At 59.4% G+C, this 14,966-nt stretch carries 12 protein-coding genes and 1 other RNA gene; 9 read left to right on the plus strand and 4 right to left on the minus strand.

Annotated elements, in window-relative coordinates; genetic code table 11:
- Window positions 1-17 precede the first annotated feature (17 nt).
- Complete coding sequence (polA, locus tag FGQ67_RS03130; protein WP_138339989.1) at window positions 18-2,768, plus strand: DNA polymerase I; 2,751 nt, start codon at window positions 18-20, stop codon at window positions 2,766-2,768.
- A gap of 278 nt (window positions 2,769-3,046) precedes the next feature.
- On the opposite strand, the gene FGQ67_RS03135 is transcribed toward polA, so the two are convergent.
- A complete protein-coding gene (locus FGQ67_RS03135) occupies window positions 3,047-3,874 on the minus strand; it encodes a Cof-type HAD-IIB family hydrolase (RefSeq protein WP_138339991.1) in 828 nt (275 codons plus the stop codon).
- A 554-nt stretch (window positions 3,875-4,428) separates the two neighbouring features.
- Between FGQ67_RS03135 and FGQ67_RS03140 the strand changes: the two genes are divergently transcribed.
- The 4 genes from FGQ67_RS03140 to ndk all read left to right on the plus strand — a co-directional run bounded on the left by FGQ67_RS03140 (window position 4,429) and on the right by ndk (window position 8,397).
- A complete protein-coding gene (locus tag FGQ67_RS03140) occupies window positions 4,429-5,655 on the plus strand; it encodes an argininosuccinate synthase (RefSeq protein ID WP_035138001.1) in 1,227 nt (408 codons plus the stop codon).
- A 233-nt stretch (window positions 5,656-5,888) separates the two neighbouring features.
- The gene (locus FGQ67_RS10070; RefSeq protein WP_171025168.1) at window positions 5,889-6,059 is read left to right on the plus strand and encodes a hypothetical protein; all 171 of its coding nucleotides are present in this window, start codon (window positions 5,889-5,891) and stop codon (window positions 6,057-6,059) included.
- Window positions 6,060-6,176: 117 nt separating this feature from the next.
- On the plus strand, window positions 6,177-7,607 hold the full coding sequence (gene argH, locus FGQ67_RS03145) for an argininosuccinate lyase (RefSeq protein ID WP_138339993.1): 1,431 nt from the start codon (window positions 6,177-6,179) through the stop codon (window positions 7,605-7,607).
- A 385-nt stretch (window positions 7,608-7,992) separates the two neighbouring features.
- Window positions 7,993-8,397, plus strand: coding sequence for a nucleoside-diphosphate kinase (gene ndk, locus FGQ67_RS03150; RefSeq protein ID WP_006234152.1), 405 nt, complete (start codon window positions 7,993-7,995; stop codon window positions 8,395-8,397).
- 151 nt (window positions 8,398-8,548) lie between these two features.
- Here ndk and rpiB read toward each other — a convergent pair whose 3' ends face one another.
- Window positions 8,549-9,016 (minus strand): ribose 5-phosphate isomerase B, encoded by a 468-nt coding sequence (gene rpiB / locus FGQ67_RS03155; RefSeq protein WP_006234151.1) that lies wholly within the window; start codon window positions 9,014-9,016, stop codon window positions 8,549-8,551.
- 271 nt (window positions 9,017-9,287) lie between these two features.
- On the opposite strand from rpiB, the gene FGQ67_RS03160 reads away from it, so the two are divergent.
- Complete coding sequence (locus tag FGQ67_RS03160) at window positions 9,288-10,607, plus strand: L-cysteine desulfidase family protein (RefSeq protein WP_138339995.1); 1,320 nt, start codon at window positions 9,288-9,290, stop codon at window positions 10,605-10,607.
- Here the strand turns inward: FGQ67_RS03160 and FGQ67_RS03165 are convergent.
- On the minus strand, window positions 10,604-11,362 hold the full coding sequence (locus FGQ67_RS03165; RefSeq protein ID WP_138339996.1) for an HAD family hydrolase: 759 nt from the start codon (window positions 11,360-11,362) through the stop codon (window positions 10,604-10,606). The two genes, FGQ67_RS03160 and FGQ67_RS03165, sit on opposite strands and share 4 nt — an antisense overlap.
- A gap of 315 nt (window positions 11,363-11,677) precedes the next feature.
- Between FGQ67_RS03165 and rpsA the strand changes: the two genes are divergently transcribed.
- From rpsA to FGQ67_RS03180, 3 genes are all read left to right on the plus strand, one after another.
- Complete coding sequence (gene rpsA, locus FGQ67_RS03170) at window positions 11,678-12,844, plus strand: 30S ribosomal protein S1 (RefSeq protein WP_022095232.1); 1,167 nt, start codon at window positions 11,678-11,680, stop codon at window positions 12,842-12,844.
- A gap of 324 nt (window positions 12,845-13,168) precedes the next feature.
- Window positions 13,169-13,530: RNase P RNA component class A (gene rnpB / locus FGQ67_RS03175), an RNA gene on the plus strand.
- Between the two features lie 78 nt (window positions 13,531-13,608).
- Window positions 13,609-14,247 (plus strand): YigZ family protein, encoded by a 639-nt coding sequence (locus FGQ67_RS03180; RefSeq protein WP_171025169.1) that lies wholly within the window; start codon window positions 13,609-13,611, stop codon window positions 14,245-14,247.
- Between the two features lie 68 nt (window positions 14,248-14,315).
- Here FGQ67_RS03180 and FGQ67_RS03185 read toward each other — a convergent pair whose 3' ends face one another.
- Window positions 14,316-14,834, minus strand: a complete 519-nt coding sequence (locus FGQ67_RS03185) for a C-GCAxxG-C-C family protein (RefSeq protein WP_138340000.1) — start codon at window positions 14,832-14,834, stop codon at window positions 14,316-14,318.
- Window positions 14,835-14,966: the final 132 nt, after the last annotated feature.

Consider the following 14,966-nt stretch of genomic DNA (forward strand, 5'->3'; position numbering starts at 1 on the left):
AAAGCGAGGTATTCAATATGTCTGACAAGCGCCGCACCTTTGCCGTTATCGACGGCAACTCGCTCATGCACCGCGCCTTCCACGCCGTGCCGCCCACCATGAATGCGCCGGACGGCCGCCCCACCAACGCGATCTTCGGCTTTCTGAACATGTTTCTCAAGATGATCGATGCCTTTAACCCCGACGGTGTGGTCGTGGCGTTTGACAAGGGCAAACCGCGCGTGCGCATGGAGATGCTGCCGCAGTATAAGGCGCAACGCCCGCCCATGGACCCCGATCTGCATGCGCAGTTTCCGATGATCAAGGAGCTGCTCACCGCGCTCAACGTGCCGATTCTGCAGTCCGAGGGCTGGGAAGGCGACGATATCCTGGGAACCATGGCGCGCCTGGGTGAAGAGGCCGGCTGCGACATGCTGCTGGTGACCGGCGACCGCGACATGTATCAACTCGTGACCGAGCACGTCAACGTGGTCTCGACCCGCAAGGGCCTGTCCGACGTGGCGATCATGACGCCCGAGAGCGTGGACGACCTGTATCACGGCATTACGCCGGCGCTCGTGCCCGATTTTTACGGTCTAAAGGGCGATACGTCGGACAACATTCCCGGCGTACCGGGCATCGGCCCCAAAAAGGCGAGCGCGCTCATCGCACAGTACGGCAGCTTGGACGAGGTCATCGCGCATGCCGACGAGGTCAAGGGCAAGATGGGCGAGAACCTGCGTGCGCACATCGACGATGCGCTGCTGAGCCGCAAGGTCGCAACCATTCGCACCGATGCGCCCGTCGAGCTCGACTTTGACGAAACGTCCTTCCCGGCGTTTTCTGCCGACGAAGTGTCCGCGGCGCTGGGCACACTTGGTATCACCGCCATGCAGAACCGTTTCTTGGCGCTGGTCGGCGGCGAGGGCGGGGCTGCTGCTGCCTCCAGTGTGGTTGAGATACCTGCTATGGTTCGCGCAGCCGCCGGCGATGCCGACGCGCTTGGTGCCGTTGCGGCTGAGGTCTCCCGCGCGATTGATGCCGGCGAGTGGGTCGCCGCCGTGGTGGACGACGACAAGGAAGAGGGCGCGCTCTTTGGACTGACGCGCACGCTGTGGTTGGCGACGTCCAAGGGCCTGTTCGCGCTCGAGGAGGGCGACAGCTGTGCGGCGGCTGAGGTTGAGGGCTTCAACTTCGTTCACGGCGTGATTGCCGGCGTGCTCGCGCGTCTGTTTATGGAGGGTCGCGTGGCGAGCCCGGATATGAAGGCGCTGTTGCACGAGCTTTCGCCCGTCGATTCTTCTGAGCCCGAGCTCATGGATCCGCTCGCTACCGATTCCACGCGTATCTTCGATACCGTGGTCGCTGCCTATCTGCTGGATTCCGATCGCTCCGAGTTCGATGAGGCATATCTTGCCGATACGTATCTGCAGATGGCGCTGCCTGCGGCGCGCGGCGCAGAGGGTGCCGGTGAGGACGCTCCGGCGCCTGCCGCCCGTACTGCGGCTCTGACGCTGGCGCTCGTGGCACCGTTGCGCGAGTGTATGGCCCGTGAGAATGCCGCCAACGTGTTCGATGGCATCGAGATGCCGCTCGTTCCGGTACTTGCCAAGATGGAGCGCGCGGGCATGCTCGTGGACCCCGACCGTCTGCACAGTCTGTCCGAGGGTCTGGCGACCCAGATTACCGAGGTTGAGCGCAGTATTCGCGACCTGGCGGGTGACGAGACCTTTAATATTGGCAGTCCCATGCAGCTGTCGCACGTGCTCTTTGATGTGATGGGGCTTCCGACCAAGGGCCTCAAGAAGACTAAGCGCGGCTATTATTCGACCAACGCCAAGGTGCTGAGCGACCTTGCGCGTGACCACGAAATCGTGCGTCTGATCTTGGACTGGCGTGAGAAGTCTAAGATCAAGTCCACCTATCTGGACACGCTGGGCCCGCTACGCCGTGGTGACGGTCGCGTACACACTACGTACAACCAGACCATCACGGCAACGGGGCGTCTGTCCTCGAGCGACCCGAACCTGCAGAACATCCCGACGCGCTCGGAGCTGGGTCGTACCGTCAAGACGGCGTTTTCGGCAGGCGAGGGAAGCGTCTTTTTGGCGGTGGACTACTCGCAGATCGAGCTGCGTCTGCTGGCGCATCTCTCAGGTGACGAGCACTTGGTGCGCGCCTTTAACGAGGGCGAGGACTTCCATGCCGAGACGGCGGCGCGCGTGTTCGGTGTGCCGGTGTCCGAGGTAACGCCCGACCTGCGCAGTCGCGCCAAGGCCGTGAACTTTGGCATCGTGTATGGCCAGCAGGCCTACGGCCTGTCGCAGTCGCTGCATATCTCGATGGCCGAGGCGCGCGACATGATCGACCGCTACTACGAGGCCTACCCGGGCGTGCGTACGTTCCTCGACAACGTGGTGGCGCGCGCCAAGCAGACGGGCTACGCCGAGACCATGTACGGCCGCCGTCGTCATATTCCGGAGCTCAAGGCCAAAAATCCGCAACTCCGCGGCTTCGGCGAGCGCACGGCCATGAACCACCCCATGCAGGGCACCGCGGCCGACATCATCAAGATCGCCATGGCCCGCGTAAGCCGCCGCCTGGAAGAGGAAGGCTTTGCCGCCCACATGATCCTGCAGGTACACGACGAACTGGACTTTGAGTGCCCCATCGACGAAGTCGAGCGCCTAACCACCATGGTCCGCGACGTCATGGAACACGTAGTAGACCTCCACGTCCCCCTAATCGCCGAAGCTTCGACTGGAGTGACCTGGGCAGACGCCAAGTAAGGGCATGACCACAATTCCAAAGTAATACAAAAACAGAAGGACGCCCCTCATCAACAAGGAGCGTCCTTCGTTCAATAAACGTCAGCCAAAGTATCTAGGCGCCAAGACGCCATCCAGACGGCAAGCAAGTCACCGCAGGACCTGGCCGGGCGAGGCGGGTAAGTTTTTCGTAGATTCCGCACGAGCCGGAAAGCACTTAATGTGCTTTCCGAGCGAGCCCAGGACCTGACCGAGCGAAAAACTTACCCGCCTCGCCCGGCCAGGTCCGACGAGCAACGTTAACGAGCCGCCAAGATGGCGTCGATGAGCGTCAGTACGCCTCCGTCGTTGTTGCTCGGAATGCGCCACTTGGCGTGCGCGTTCATGTGCTCCTCGGCATTGTCCACGATAAAGCTGTGCCCGACGCGCTCCAGCATGGGGATGTCGTTGTAGGTGTCGCCCACGGCGGCAGCATCGGCAATATCGATGCCCAGGTGCTCGCACAGGTGAGCGACGCCGGCGCCCTTGTCGACGCCCAGGTTCATAAAGTCGATCCACTCGCGCCCGGCGTTGGTGACGTAGAGCTTGTCCGAGAACTCGGGACTATAGGTCTCGCGGAAAGCGGGCTCGGCGTCGTAGCCGGGGAAGAAGACCGAAATCTTGTTGGACTCGAAATCAATGCCATCAAAGCTGTCGACGTAGTTGATTGTGTTGTAGTAGACGCTGATCTCGTCGTGGTATTGATGGTCGCGGGCAAGCACGTAGAACTCGTCGAAGCAGCAAAGGACGGGGACAGCGCGCGGATCCTCCGAGGCACGGCTCAAGACCTGCTGATACAGCTCCACGTCAATAGTGCTCTTATAGATATAGCTGCCGCGATAGATCACGCACGCTCCGTTGTCGGGACAAAAGGCGAGGCGGTTCTTAATGCCCTCGAACATCTCTTCGAGCTTGGGGGCGGGACGTCCGCTGGCGGGGCAGAATACGATGCCTGCGTCGGCGAGCTTGTCCAGACGCTCGTCGAGACCCTGGGGCAGTACGCGATCGTCGGTCAGCAGCGTCTTGTCCATATCGACGGCGAGAATCTTAATGTTGCCGATGTTGGCGTCCGATTCGTAAGTTTGCATAAAAATGCGCCTTTCGTTTCGAGATTGTTTCAGACGTTATAACCATCAACTAGTAGTCGAGCGTATTTTCGCAGGAATGGTGCGTATTTGCACTGCAATTCACAAACTAATGAAAAAACTTTTCAAAAATTTGAATTTGTCGCTTGCGCAGCGTGCACTTTATCGTAATATAGCGAACATCGAAAACGGAGACGGCAAAAGAGCCGTTTACCGAGGAAAAGGTACCGTTTGCGATATTTGAATTGCGCCCGGCGATACGTGAAAGGAGAGGCAGATGCAGTTCGTAAAGATCATCACCACTGCAGACAATGCCATCCGACGCCAGCGCGCAATTTCCCGACGACGATAACAATCGTCTCTGTCCGCATGGGGCGCAATGCCTCAACAGAGTCATTTTGAGGTCGTTGGGTTTAAGCACGACATAGCCGCATGTTTCTAGGGCATGCCTGTGATGCATTCTGCTGAATAACCTGATATTGCACGGTTTTTGACCTCAAGGTGACTTGCAATTGACCGATGTTCTAACTAGCTACCAAGGGCGAAAGGAAACAGCCATGAGCAAGGAAAAAGTCGTTCTCGCATATTCCGGTGGTCTTGATACATCCGTATGTGTCAAGTGGCTCCAGGACGAGAAGAATCTCGATGTCGTTTGTGTCTGCGGCAACGTGGGCCAGGAAGAGACCGGACTGGATGCCAAGAAGCAGAAGGCCCTCGACCTGGGCGTTCTGGACTGTCAGGTGCTCGACCTGCGCGATGAGTTCTCCGATGAGTTCCTGACCAAGGCCATCGCCGCAAACTCCATGTATGAGAATAAATACCCGCTGCTCTCCGCCCTGTCTCGCCCGCTGCTTGCCAAGAAGCTTGTTGAGGTCGCCCACGAGTTTGGCGCGACCTACGTCGCCCACGGCTGCACCGGCAAGGGTAACGACCAGGTCCGTTTTGAGGCCGCCGTCAAGGCCCTCGACCCCGAGCTCAAGGTTATCGCCCCGGTTCGCGAGTGGGACCTGAAGTGCCGTCCCGACGAGGTCGCCTACGCCCATGCTCACAACGTGCCGGTTCCCGAGGGTGCCAACGACAACCCCTACTCCATCGACGACAACCTGTGGGGTCGTGCCATCGAGTGCGGTCACCTGGAGGATCCCTGGAACGAGCCGCTCGATGACGCTTGGGTTATGACCAAAAACCCCGAGGATACGCCCGACACCCCGACCTACACCGAGATCGAGTTTGAGGCCGGCAAGCCCGTCGCCGTCGACGGCAAGAAGATGAAGCTCTCCGAGATCGTCATCGCCCTCAACAAGATCTCCGGCGACAACGGCTTTGGCCGTCTCGATCTGGTCGAGGATCGTCTGGTGGGCCTCAAGAGCCGCGAGTGCTACGAGGTTCCCGGAGCCCTGACGCTCATCACTGCCCACAAGGCACTCGAGGACATTTGCGTCGAGGGCGACCTGCTCAAGACCAAGATCAAGCTTGAGCAGGATTGGGCCACCGCCGTGTACAACGGCCAGTGGTACAGCCCGCTCAAGAACGCGCTCGACGCCTTTATGGCCGATACCCAGAAGTTCGTGACCGGCACCGTCCGTCTGAAGTTCTTTAAGGGCAACTGCCATGTCGTCGGCCGCAAGAGCCCCTTCAGCCTCTACGACTACGGTCTGGCTACCTACGACCGCGACACCACGTTTGACGAGAAGGCCAGCGCCGGCTTTATCGAGATCGATACGCTGTCGCTCAAGACGTGGGCTAAGGTCCAGGGTCCCAGCTCCGCTGCCGCCCAGGCCTAAGGCTTTTCCTTCCTTTGGTATCCGCGCGGCCCATCCGCGTGATACATAACGGGCGCACGGGGTCCCTACCTTTCGTTATGCTTGCTGACACTTCTTAACATCGGTGGCCCCTACGTTCCGCCCGCATATATGATGCCGCGTTTGCGGCTGAGTCCGAGCCCCGCCGGGGTTGTCCGGCGGGGCTCCTTCTATCAATTTGGCGGCTCTGCGCCTATATATAAGGAGTATCCATTATGTTCAATGCTATTGTGCATGCTTTACTTGCCCTCGCGCCCGAGTTCGATGCTGCAAGGGTCGAGGACGTCCCTATGAGCCTGAAAGCCTGGATTGATGGTTCGCAGGGCAACATCCGGAGGGAGACGTTGGGCGCCAAGTGCATGGCGCGTCACTTCTTTGCAAATTAGCTACATGGCTCCGCACACGGTGGGGAATGTGTAAAACTAGCGGTTGAAAAATCGCTTTAGCGATATGGCGCATTGCTTTGGGCGCTTGTTTTGGTATTTGAGAAAGGGGACGGTTCCATGGCTCTTTGGGGCGGTCGTTTTGAGGCGGGCGTGGCCGAGGTCACGCAGGAGTTTGGCGCGTCGCTGCCGGTCGACAAGCATCTCTATAAGCAGGATATCGCCGGCTCTAAGGCACATGCCAAGATGCTGGCCGCCCAGGGCATCATCAGTGCCGAGGATGAGCAGGCGATTGCCGAGGGCCTGACCGGAATCGAGCAGGATATCGATGCCGGCAACTTCATCTTCGATATCAACGACGAGGACATTCATATGTCCATCGAGAGCGAGCTGACTCGTCGCATCGGCGAGGCGGGCAAGCGCCTACATACCGGGCGTTCGCGCAACGACCAGGTGGCGACCGATACGCGCCTGGGCGTCAAGGCACTGGCCAAGGAGCTCATGGAGGCCAATCTTGAGCTGCGCCATGTGCTGGTGGATGCGGCCAAGAAGTACGACAAGGTGATTCTGCCGGGCTACACGCACATGCAGCATGCTCAGCCCGTGCTGCTGTCGCATCATCTGCTGGCGTATTCCTGGATGTTCGCGCGCGACTTTACACGCCTGAAGGCCGCCTTTGATGCTGCCGACAACTGCCCACTGGGCGCTGCCGCGCTTGCCGGTACGAGCTATCCGCTCGATCGCCAGATGACGGCTGCCGAACTTGGCTTTGCGGGCGTGATTCCCAACTCGCTCGATGCGGTTTCCGACCGCGATTTCCTGCTCGATCTGCATTACGCCGGCTCCGTCATGGCCATGCATCTGTCGCGTCTTTCCGAGGAGATCGTGCTGTGGTCGAGCTCCGAATTTGGCTTTATCACGCTTTCCGACTCGTACTCCACCGGCTCGTCCATCATGCCGCAGAAGAAGAATCCTGACTTTGCCGAGCTTATCCGCGGCAAGAGCGGCCGTGTGTATGGCAACCTGGTGCAGCTGCTCGTGACCATGAAGGGCCTGCCGCTTGCTTATAACAAGGACTTGCAGGAGGACAAGGAGGGCGCGCTCGATACCGCCCATACGCTCATGCAGTGCCTGTCGGTTATGGCCGGTATGATTTCGACTTGGACCGTCAACGAGGATGCCATGGCGCGCGAATGCGGCGTGGGACACCTTGCCGCCACCGATGTTGCCGATTACCTGGCTAAGCGTGGTCTGCCGTTCCGCGAGGCACATGCCGTGGTGGGCCATCTGGTCCTGATGTGTGAGAAGCGCGGCTGCAATCTTGAGGACCTGCCGTTTGAGGTGTTCCAGGAGGCAAGCCCGCTCTTTGAGCACGACATTACCGAGGCACTCGACATCCCGTCGATTGTCGCTGCACGCACGACCGAGGGCGGTACCGCCCCTGCCGCCGTTGCCGTGCAGTTGCAGCGTGCCGTGGCACAGCTCGTGGCCGACGAAGGCGTGTTTGGATCGCTGACCAAGGTCGTCGAGATGGGCCACGGGGTAAAGTAGGGCTTTGGCTGAAGCTGTTTTTGCCATGTATTGATAAATCATTTTTTGCTTAACGGGCGCCTGCTGATGCGGACGCCCGTATTTTGTTGCTATGGGGGAGGGGCTTGTCGAGAACTTCTGTAGGACCTTTGGGCAGGTTGTGAAGGGGTTACGTTCGCGGGCGGCAACCGACCGCCTGCTCTGTTCGATGCGGTTGATGGGCGGTCGGATGGTACTCTAATCGGGCTTCGAAACAGAAGTGACACATATGGAACGCTTCAATAAATTGCAACGTTTCAATAAACAGCTTTTTGTTTAACTGCAGCTAAAACTCTGTTACGATGCAGTCCAGGCGGGTGCCGGAATGGGACTTGGGCACGCGCGAACCTACTTGAAAGGCTACCTTATGGCTATCGAGAAGACCTTCATCATGATTAAGCCCGACGCCGTGCGCGACCGCAAGATCGGCGAGATTGTTGCTCGCATTGAGCGCAGCGGCCTTGTCATTGAGCGCATGGAGATGACCACGCTCGAGCGCGCTACCGTCGAGGAGCACTACGCCCATCTGGCCGACAAGCCCTTCTTTGGCGGTCTCTGTGACTTTATGACGAGCGGTCCGGTCGTCAAGATGGTCGTTTCCGGTCTCTCCGCTGTTGCTAAGATGCGCACCCTCATGGGCGCTACTAATCCGCTTGACGCTGCTCCTGGTACTATCCGCGGCGACTTTGCCGTCGATGTCAACGCCAACGTGATCCACGGCTCCGACTGCTTGGAGAACGCCGAGATTGAGATCAAGCGCTTCTTTGGCTAAACCAGCTTTGACTCCTTAAAGCTGTTAGCGTGTGGCTTGGGCGCCGCGGAACTCCATCCGCGGCGCTCTTTTATACCAAAACCTATGAAGGGGCCCGCTCGGATATGAGTTCCGAGCGGGCCCCAGCTGTTAGCTTGCGGCACTGAGTAGTTTAGGCCTCGTCGACGACCTTGAGGCCGCGTGTGTGGTCGATCTCGTTGAGGAGGTTAACGCGACGCTCGTGACGACCGCCCTCAAACTCGGCGTCGAGCCACTCGTCGACAATCATCTTAGCGAGCTCGGAGCCCACGACGCGGGCGCCAAAGGCGAGCACGTTGGTGTTGTTGTGCATACGGGAGAGCTTGGCGCTGAAGGGCTCGGAGCACACGACGGCGCGCACGCCCTCTACCTTGTTAGCAGCCAGGCTAATCCCGACGCCGGTGCCGCAGATCAGGATGCCCAGGTCGACGTCGCCGTTGGCAACGGCCTTACCCACCTTGTAGCCGGCGATGGGGTAGTCAAAGCTCTCGGAGGTGTCGGTGCCAAAGTTCACGACCTCGCAGCCGCGCTCCTTCAGGTGCTCGGAGATGATGTTCTTGAGCTCGACGGCGGCGTGGTCGTTACCGATACCGATCTTCATAGATGGTTCCTCTCTGGTCTGTGCGGCGCAAATGCTAAAGGTGTTTACCGCGTTCGACTGCATGATAGCGCGACTTTTGCGTAAACGCTCGAGCGTTTTTTGGTCAAACGCTTTAGCAGGCAACAAGATCGGCTTCTCATGAATAATGCCACCAATTTGTGCTCGAGCGCCGTCCGCCGGAACCATGGTTGCGGTTTTTGATGCATTGTTATCAAATAAAGGAACTAACCATTCTTGAGAGCCCAGCCCGTTATGCAAGCAGGAGATACCTATGCCTACCGATTCCATCCGTGATGCCGCGTTTTGCGATGTTTTGAACCGTGAGCTTGTCTGCGCGCTCGGCTGTACCGAGCCCATTGCCGTTGCCTATGCAGCAGCGCTGGCGAGCCAGACGCTCGGTTGCGAACCCGATCATATGGATGTTGCCTGCTCGGGCAACATCATCAAGAACGTTAAGAGCGTGACCGTGCCCAACTCGGGCGGTATGCACGGTATTGAAGCCGCGGCCGTGCTGGGTGCCGTGGGCGGCGACGCCAAGAGCGCGCTCGAGGTGCTCGAGAGCGTTAACGATGAAGACCGTGCTCGCGTGACCGAGCTCCTCGCCGACGCCGGCTACTGCGATGTGTCGCTTGTCGAGGGTGTGCCCAACCTCTACATCAAGGTGACTGCGACGGCCGGGGGCCATACCGCGGTCGTCGAGATTACCGACCACCACACCAATGTCACGTGCCATACCCTCGACGGTATTCCGGTGTGCGGCAAGTCGGCGGGGGAGTGTGCCGCCTGCGCCGAGCGCGTCGTGGCCGAGCGGGCGGCAGATAGCGCCGATACGCCCATGTCGATTGAGACCATCATCGACTTTATCGAGGACGGTGACATTGAGGACGCCCGCGCTGCCGTTGAGCGTCAGATTGAGCTGAATGGCGCAATCAGTGCCGAGGGCCTTGCGCACGCTTGGGGCGCCGAGGTTGGCCGCACGCTGCTGGGTGCTCGTGCCGATGACGTCGCCTGCCGTGCCCGCGCCCGTGCGGCCGCCGGGTCCGACGCCCGCATGAACGGCTGCGCGCTGCCAGTCGCCATTGTGTGCGGCTCGGGCAATCAGGGCATTACCTGTGCATTGCCCGTCATGGAGTATGCCGAGTACCTGCGCTGCGACCATGAGCGCCTGGTGCGCGCCGTGATGCTGTCCGATCTCATCGCCGTGCATATCAAGAGCTATATTGGTGCGCTCTCGGCGTTTTGCGGTGCTATTTGCGCCGCGTGCGGCGCCGGCGCTGCGATTACCTGGCTGTGCGGTGGCACGCGCGAACAGATTGGCGCGACGGTCTCGAATACGCTTGGCAACGTGGGCGGCATCGTGTGCGACGGCGCCAAGGCGAGCTGTGCCGCCAAGATCTCGGCTGCCGTCGATGCGGCGATTCTGGGCCACGATATGGCTATGCAGGGTCGCGGCTTCCGCGCCGGCGAGGGCCTGATCCAGGATACCGTTGAGCAGACAATCGCCAGCATGGGCTACGTAGGCCGCGTGGGCATGAAGGACACCGACGTCGAGATCCTCAACATCATGATCGGCAAGACTCGAGTGTGCTAGGACAACTCTTCGGCTACTTGGTGTTCGTAGAAGGCTTCTACTACGGCGTTAAAGTTGCGGGCGAAGTCTTCCATGGTTCCGCGCCAGGTGGCTCGGCTGGGCTTGCCTTGGCCCACAAAGGCAGTTTGGATTCCGCAATCGGGGGACGGGAAGTCGCGTTTGGGATCGTTGCCCACCATAAGGACCTCGTGTGGCTCGAGCCCCATCACCTGAAGCTGCTCTAGATAGTAGGTGGCATCGGGCTTGCAGCGGGTGGTGTTTCCCATGTGCGTGACGAGCTCAAAGGGGGCGTCGACTAGGTCGCCCCAACCCATACGGCACTCGATGGCCCCCTGCGGAAAGCTGGGGTTGGTAAAGAGCGCGCAACGCAGTCCAGCGTCCTGTACGGCCTGGAGCGCGGCGTGCGCGCCCGGCATAGCGTGAGCGTTAATGACCTCGTCGTTCTTGTACGGAAGAACTTCGCGGTCATAGTAGGTAAACGCCTCGTAGATGAGGGGATCGGAGAGGCGGATCCCGCATCGGCGCTCGACCTCTTCTTGGTAAAACTCAAGATTGGTTCGGTTGTCCGTGCCGCTGCGGCGATTGGCGTTGAGGTCGACCAGGATGGTGCCGAGGCGTGCCATCGTGCCACCGCGGCTGCGGCGCCCGATATCCGCGAGCATCGAAGAGACATCCTTAAAATAGCGAAGGATGAACGCGTTGAGGTTGATGCTGAGAAGCGTCTCGTCCATATCGAAAACGACTGCTTTGAGCACGCGGGCACCTTTCTCGAAAAATCGATCTAGAATCGTTGGCTCCGGATACTTTACCCCAAAGCCGAATGCCTAGCCGGTTATCGTCAAGTTGCGGAGACGTGTGTTCATAAGATTACGAAAAAGTCTCCACACGAGTAAAAAATCGCAGTTCACGCTTGAAATCGAACTCATTTCCCCGTAACCTATACGAACGTGATTGCATAAGCGTCACATTAGTATCTGTCGGCTCCCGAGTGTTCCTAAACGTTGTGTGCTTGTCGCACCCTTCTGTAGGTCCTAGCAATCGGGGCCCCGTAGTTCGAAAGGGGTCCACCTTTGAGTGAGATTCAGAACTCGTCCATTTTCTCTCTTGACGATGTCAACGAGGAGGAGATGAACAACCTCATCGACGGTACGATTACCGACTTTGATGAGGGCGATCTCGTTAACGGCACTGTCGTTAAGATCGAGCATGACGAGGTGCTCGTTGACATCGGATTCAAGTCCGAGGGCGTTATCCCGGTCCGCGAGCTGTCCATCCGCAAGGACGCTAACCCTGCAGACATCGTTGCACTCGGTGATCCCATCGAGGCTCTGGTTCTCCAGAAGGAGGACAAGGACGGTCGTCTGGTCCTGTCCAAGAAGCGTGCCGAGTACGAGCGTGCTTGGAACCGCATCGAGGAGAAGTTCAACTCCGGCGAGAACGTCGAGGGCGAGGTTATCGAGGTTGTCAAGGGCGGCCTGATCCTCGACATCGGCCTGCGTGGCTTCCTGCCTGCTTCCCTCGTCGACCTCCGTCGCGTCAAGGACCTCACCTCTTACATGGGCACCCGCATCGAGGCCCGCGTCATCGAGATGGACCGCAACCGCAACAACGTTGTCCTCTCCCGTCGCGTCGTGCTCGAGGAGTCCCGTAAGGCCGAGCGCTCCGAGATCCTGTCCAAGCTCAAGTCTGGCATGCGTCTCCAGGGCACCGTTTCCTCCATCGTCGACTTCGGCGCCTTCGTCGACCTCGGCGGTATCGACGGCCTCATCCACATCTCCGAGCTCTCTTGGAACCACGTCAACCATCCTTCCGAGGTTGTCAAGGTCGGCCAGGAGGTCGAGGTCGAGGTTCTCGACGTCGATCTCAACCGCGAGCGCATCTCCCTGGGTCTCAAGCAGACCACCGAGGATCCGTGGCGCGCACTGGTCAAGAAGTACCCCGTCGGCGCTATTGTCGAGGGCACTGTGACCAAGCTTGTCCCGTTCGGCGCTTTCGTCGATCTGGGCGAGGGCATCGAGGGCCTGGTGCACATCTCCGAGATGGCCAACAAGCACGTCGATCAGCCTTCTCAGGTCACCCACGTGGGCGACAAGGTTCAGGTCAAGGTCATGGAGATCGACCTCGACCGTCGTCGTATCTCCCTGTCCATGAAGTCTGCTGCTGAGACTCTGGGCGTCGAGATCGAGGTTACCCCGCTGCCTTCCGAGAAGAAGGACGAGGAGACCGACGCCGAGTAAATCGGTTTGACGATCACTTGTTTAAGGGATCCGTCCGCAATGGACGGGTCCCTTTTTGCATTTGGTGCCGAGATGCATGATGCTGCCCATGCTATCCACAAGCTATTTGGTTGTCGGTGCATGAAAAAATGCCGACATCCCGCCTCGGGGAGGAGGCGGGAACGCACCGAGTAGACGGAGGGGTGCGGAGCGCGGTCGCGTCTCGACTGACGACGTTGCCCATCGACAGGATTATTGTAGCGCATGGCGGTTCTTGGTATATCGTGTCGAGCGTTTGCGTTGTGCCATTGCCTGCGGCAACGGTGTGTTACACTCTTGCACTGCTGAGTGGGCCAGACGGTCGCGCGATGTGCTGCTTGCAGTACGCGTGAGGAAAGTCCGGGCTCCAGAGGGCGGGATGCCGGCTAACGGCCGGGCGGAGTGATCCGACGGAAAGCGCCGCAGAAAAGAAGACTCCCACCTGCGCCGCAAGGCGTAAAGGGAAAAGCTGAAACGGTGGTGTAAGAGACCACCAGCGTCGTGGTAACACGGCGGCTTGGCAAGCCCCATCCGGAGCAAGCGCGAATAGGAACGCTATGGGCCGGCCCGGTCCGCGTTCGGGTAGCGTGCGTGGAGCTGCACGGTAACGTGCAGACAAGATAAATGACCGTTCACGACAGAACCCGGCTTATAGGCCCACTTGGCATTTTTGTTACCCTAACAATCGATACGGTCTTTGCCGTATTATTGAGGCTGTTTGTTGCTTTGCTTGTTGTTGAGGGGCTTTGTTGGACAGCTATTTTACTCTGCAATCGAATAATGAGGCTACGGGCGAGTTTGTGGACCGCAAGAGCCGGTTTATTGCCCAGCTGGTCCATATTGAGTCCGAGGATGAGGCGAATGCCTTTATCGAGATGGTTCGCAAGCGTCATTACGACGCTCGACACAATGTTCCCGCGTGGATTTTGGTCGATGGACGCGAACGCCAGAGCGATGATGGTGAGCCGAGTCGAACGAGCGGCATGCCGACGCTCGAGGTGCTGCGCGGCGCGGGGCTCAAAAATGTTTGCTGCGTAGTGACGCGCTATTTTGGTGGCACGCTGTTAGGGCCCGGTGGCTTGGTGCGCGCCTATACCGCGGCGACGCAGGCGGCGGTGGCAGCTGCTCGGGAGGCTGGGCAGATCGTCGAGATGACGAGCGTCGTGCCCGTTGACGTGCATGTGGCCTATCCGCAGTATGAGCAGGTGCTTCGTTTGGCGCAGGATTCGGGTGCCAAGGTTTCGGATACCGATTACGCGGATGCCGTGACACTTCATTTGGTGTTTAAGGCGGGGGAGCAGGAGCCATTTTGCGCTAAGATGCGCGAGCTTATGGCGGGGCGCGAGGAGATTGAGGTCGGCGCTCCCGTATTTGCCGAGTTCTAACGGCGACGGCCGGCGTGCTTTTGGATGGATTCCAAGCGCGCCGGCCGTCGTTTTGCTGTTGCTGCCGTTTACTCGGCGAGCTGCTTTAGCATATCGCAGGCGATCTCGATGGCATCGTCGATGCAGCCGGGGCAGCTGCGGAGCGGACCCTTGTCCGATCCGATGCCCTTGAGCGTGCCACAGACGGTTGTCGTGTTCTTCTCGCCAAAACGTTTGGCGATCTCGCGCGACAGCTTGTAGGTCTGGCCCTTGGTCTTGGGGTTTTCCATGCCGTCGCTCATCACAAACCCCATGATGGCCACGGCGCCCGAGATGGCGCCGCAAGTCTCGGTCATGCCGCCCATGCCGGCGCCAAAGCCCTCGGTGAGGGTAAAGGCGACCTGGGGGTCGAGCCCGACGGCGGGCGCGAGCGTGCAGGCGACGGCCTGCGCGCAGTTAAAGCCGCGGACGTGGTACTCGGCAGCCTGAGCCTGGCAGGCGGTGATGTCGAGCTGGGCCGTATCGATTTGCTTCATCGTTGTCTCCTTGGTCACGGTGTACCCGCCTATGGTACCCGTGCCGGTGCATGTAATCATCGAGAGCTTCATGTATGCCTCATTTTTATCTATCGAGCAAATGCCCAAGGCTTGAGATAAATACCCCTGATCAATTAGTCCCATTACCTACCTTTGGGATGGGTTGAGAGGGGTGCAGGGTAGCGGTATCGTGAACCGAATAAA

It is taken from the genome of Collinsella aerofaciens (genome assembly GCF_005845035.1).
Lineage (GTDB): Bacteria > Actinomycetota > Coriobacteriia > Coriobacteriales > Coriobacteriaceae > Collinsella > Collinsella aerofaciens_I.

Excerpts from the sequence above, each read along its gene's own strand:
- polA (WP_138339989.1), top strand. The coding sequence starts at position 18 with ATGTCTGACAAGCGCCGCACCTTTGCCGTTATCGACGGCAACTCGCTC.
- FGQ67_RS03135 (WP_138339991.1), bottom strand. The coding sequence starts at position 3,874 with ATGCAAACTTACGAATCGGACGCCAACATCGGCAACATTAAGATTCTC.
- FGQ67_RS03140 (WP_035138001.1), top strand. The coding sequence starts at position 4,429 with ATGAGCAAGGAAAAAGTCGTTCTCGCATATTCCGGTGGTCTTGATACA.
- FGQ67_RS10070 (WP_171025168.1), top strand. The coding sequence starts at position 5,889 with ATGTTCAATGCTATTGTGCATGCTTTACTTGCCCTCGCGCCCGAGTTC.
- argH (WP_138339993.1), top strand. The coding sequence starts at position 6,177 with ATGGCTCTTTGGGGCGGTCGTTTTGAGGCGGGCGTGGCCGAGGTCACG.
- ndk (WP_006234152.1), top strand. The coding sequence starts at position 7,993 with ATGGCTATCGAGAAGACCTTCATCATGATTAAGCCCGACGCCGTGCGC.
- rpiB (WP_006234151.1), bottom strand. The coding sequence starts at position 9,016 with ATGAAGATCGGTATCGGTAACGACCACGCCGCCGTCGAGCTCAAGAAC.
- FGQ67_RS03160 (WP_138339995.1), top strand. The coding sequence starts at position 9,288 with ATGCCTACCGATTCCATCCGTGATGCCGCGTTTTGCGATGTTTTGAAC.
- FGQ67_RS03185 (WP_138340000.1), bottom strand. The coding sequence starts at position 14,834 with ATGAAGCTCTCGATGATTACATGCACCGGCACGGGTACCATAGGCGGG.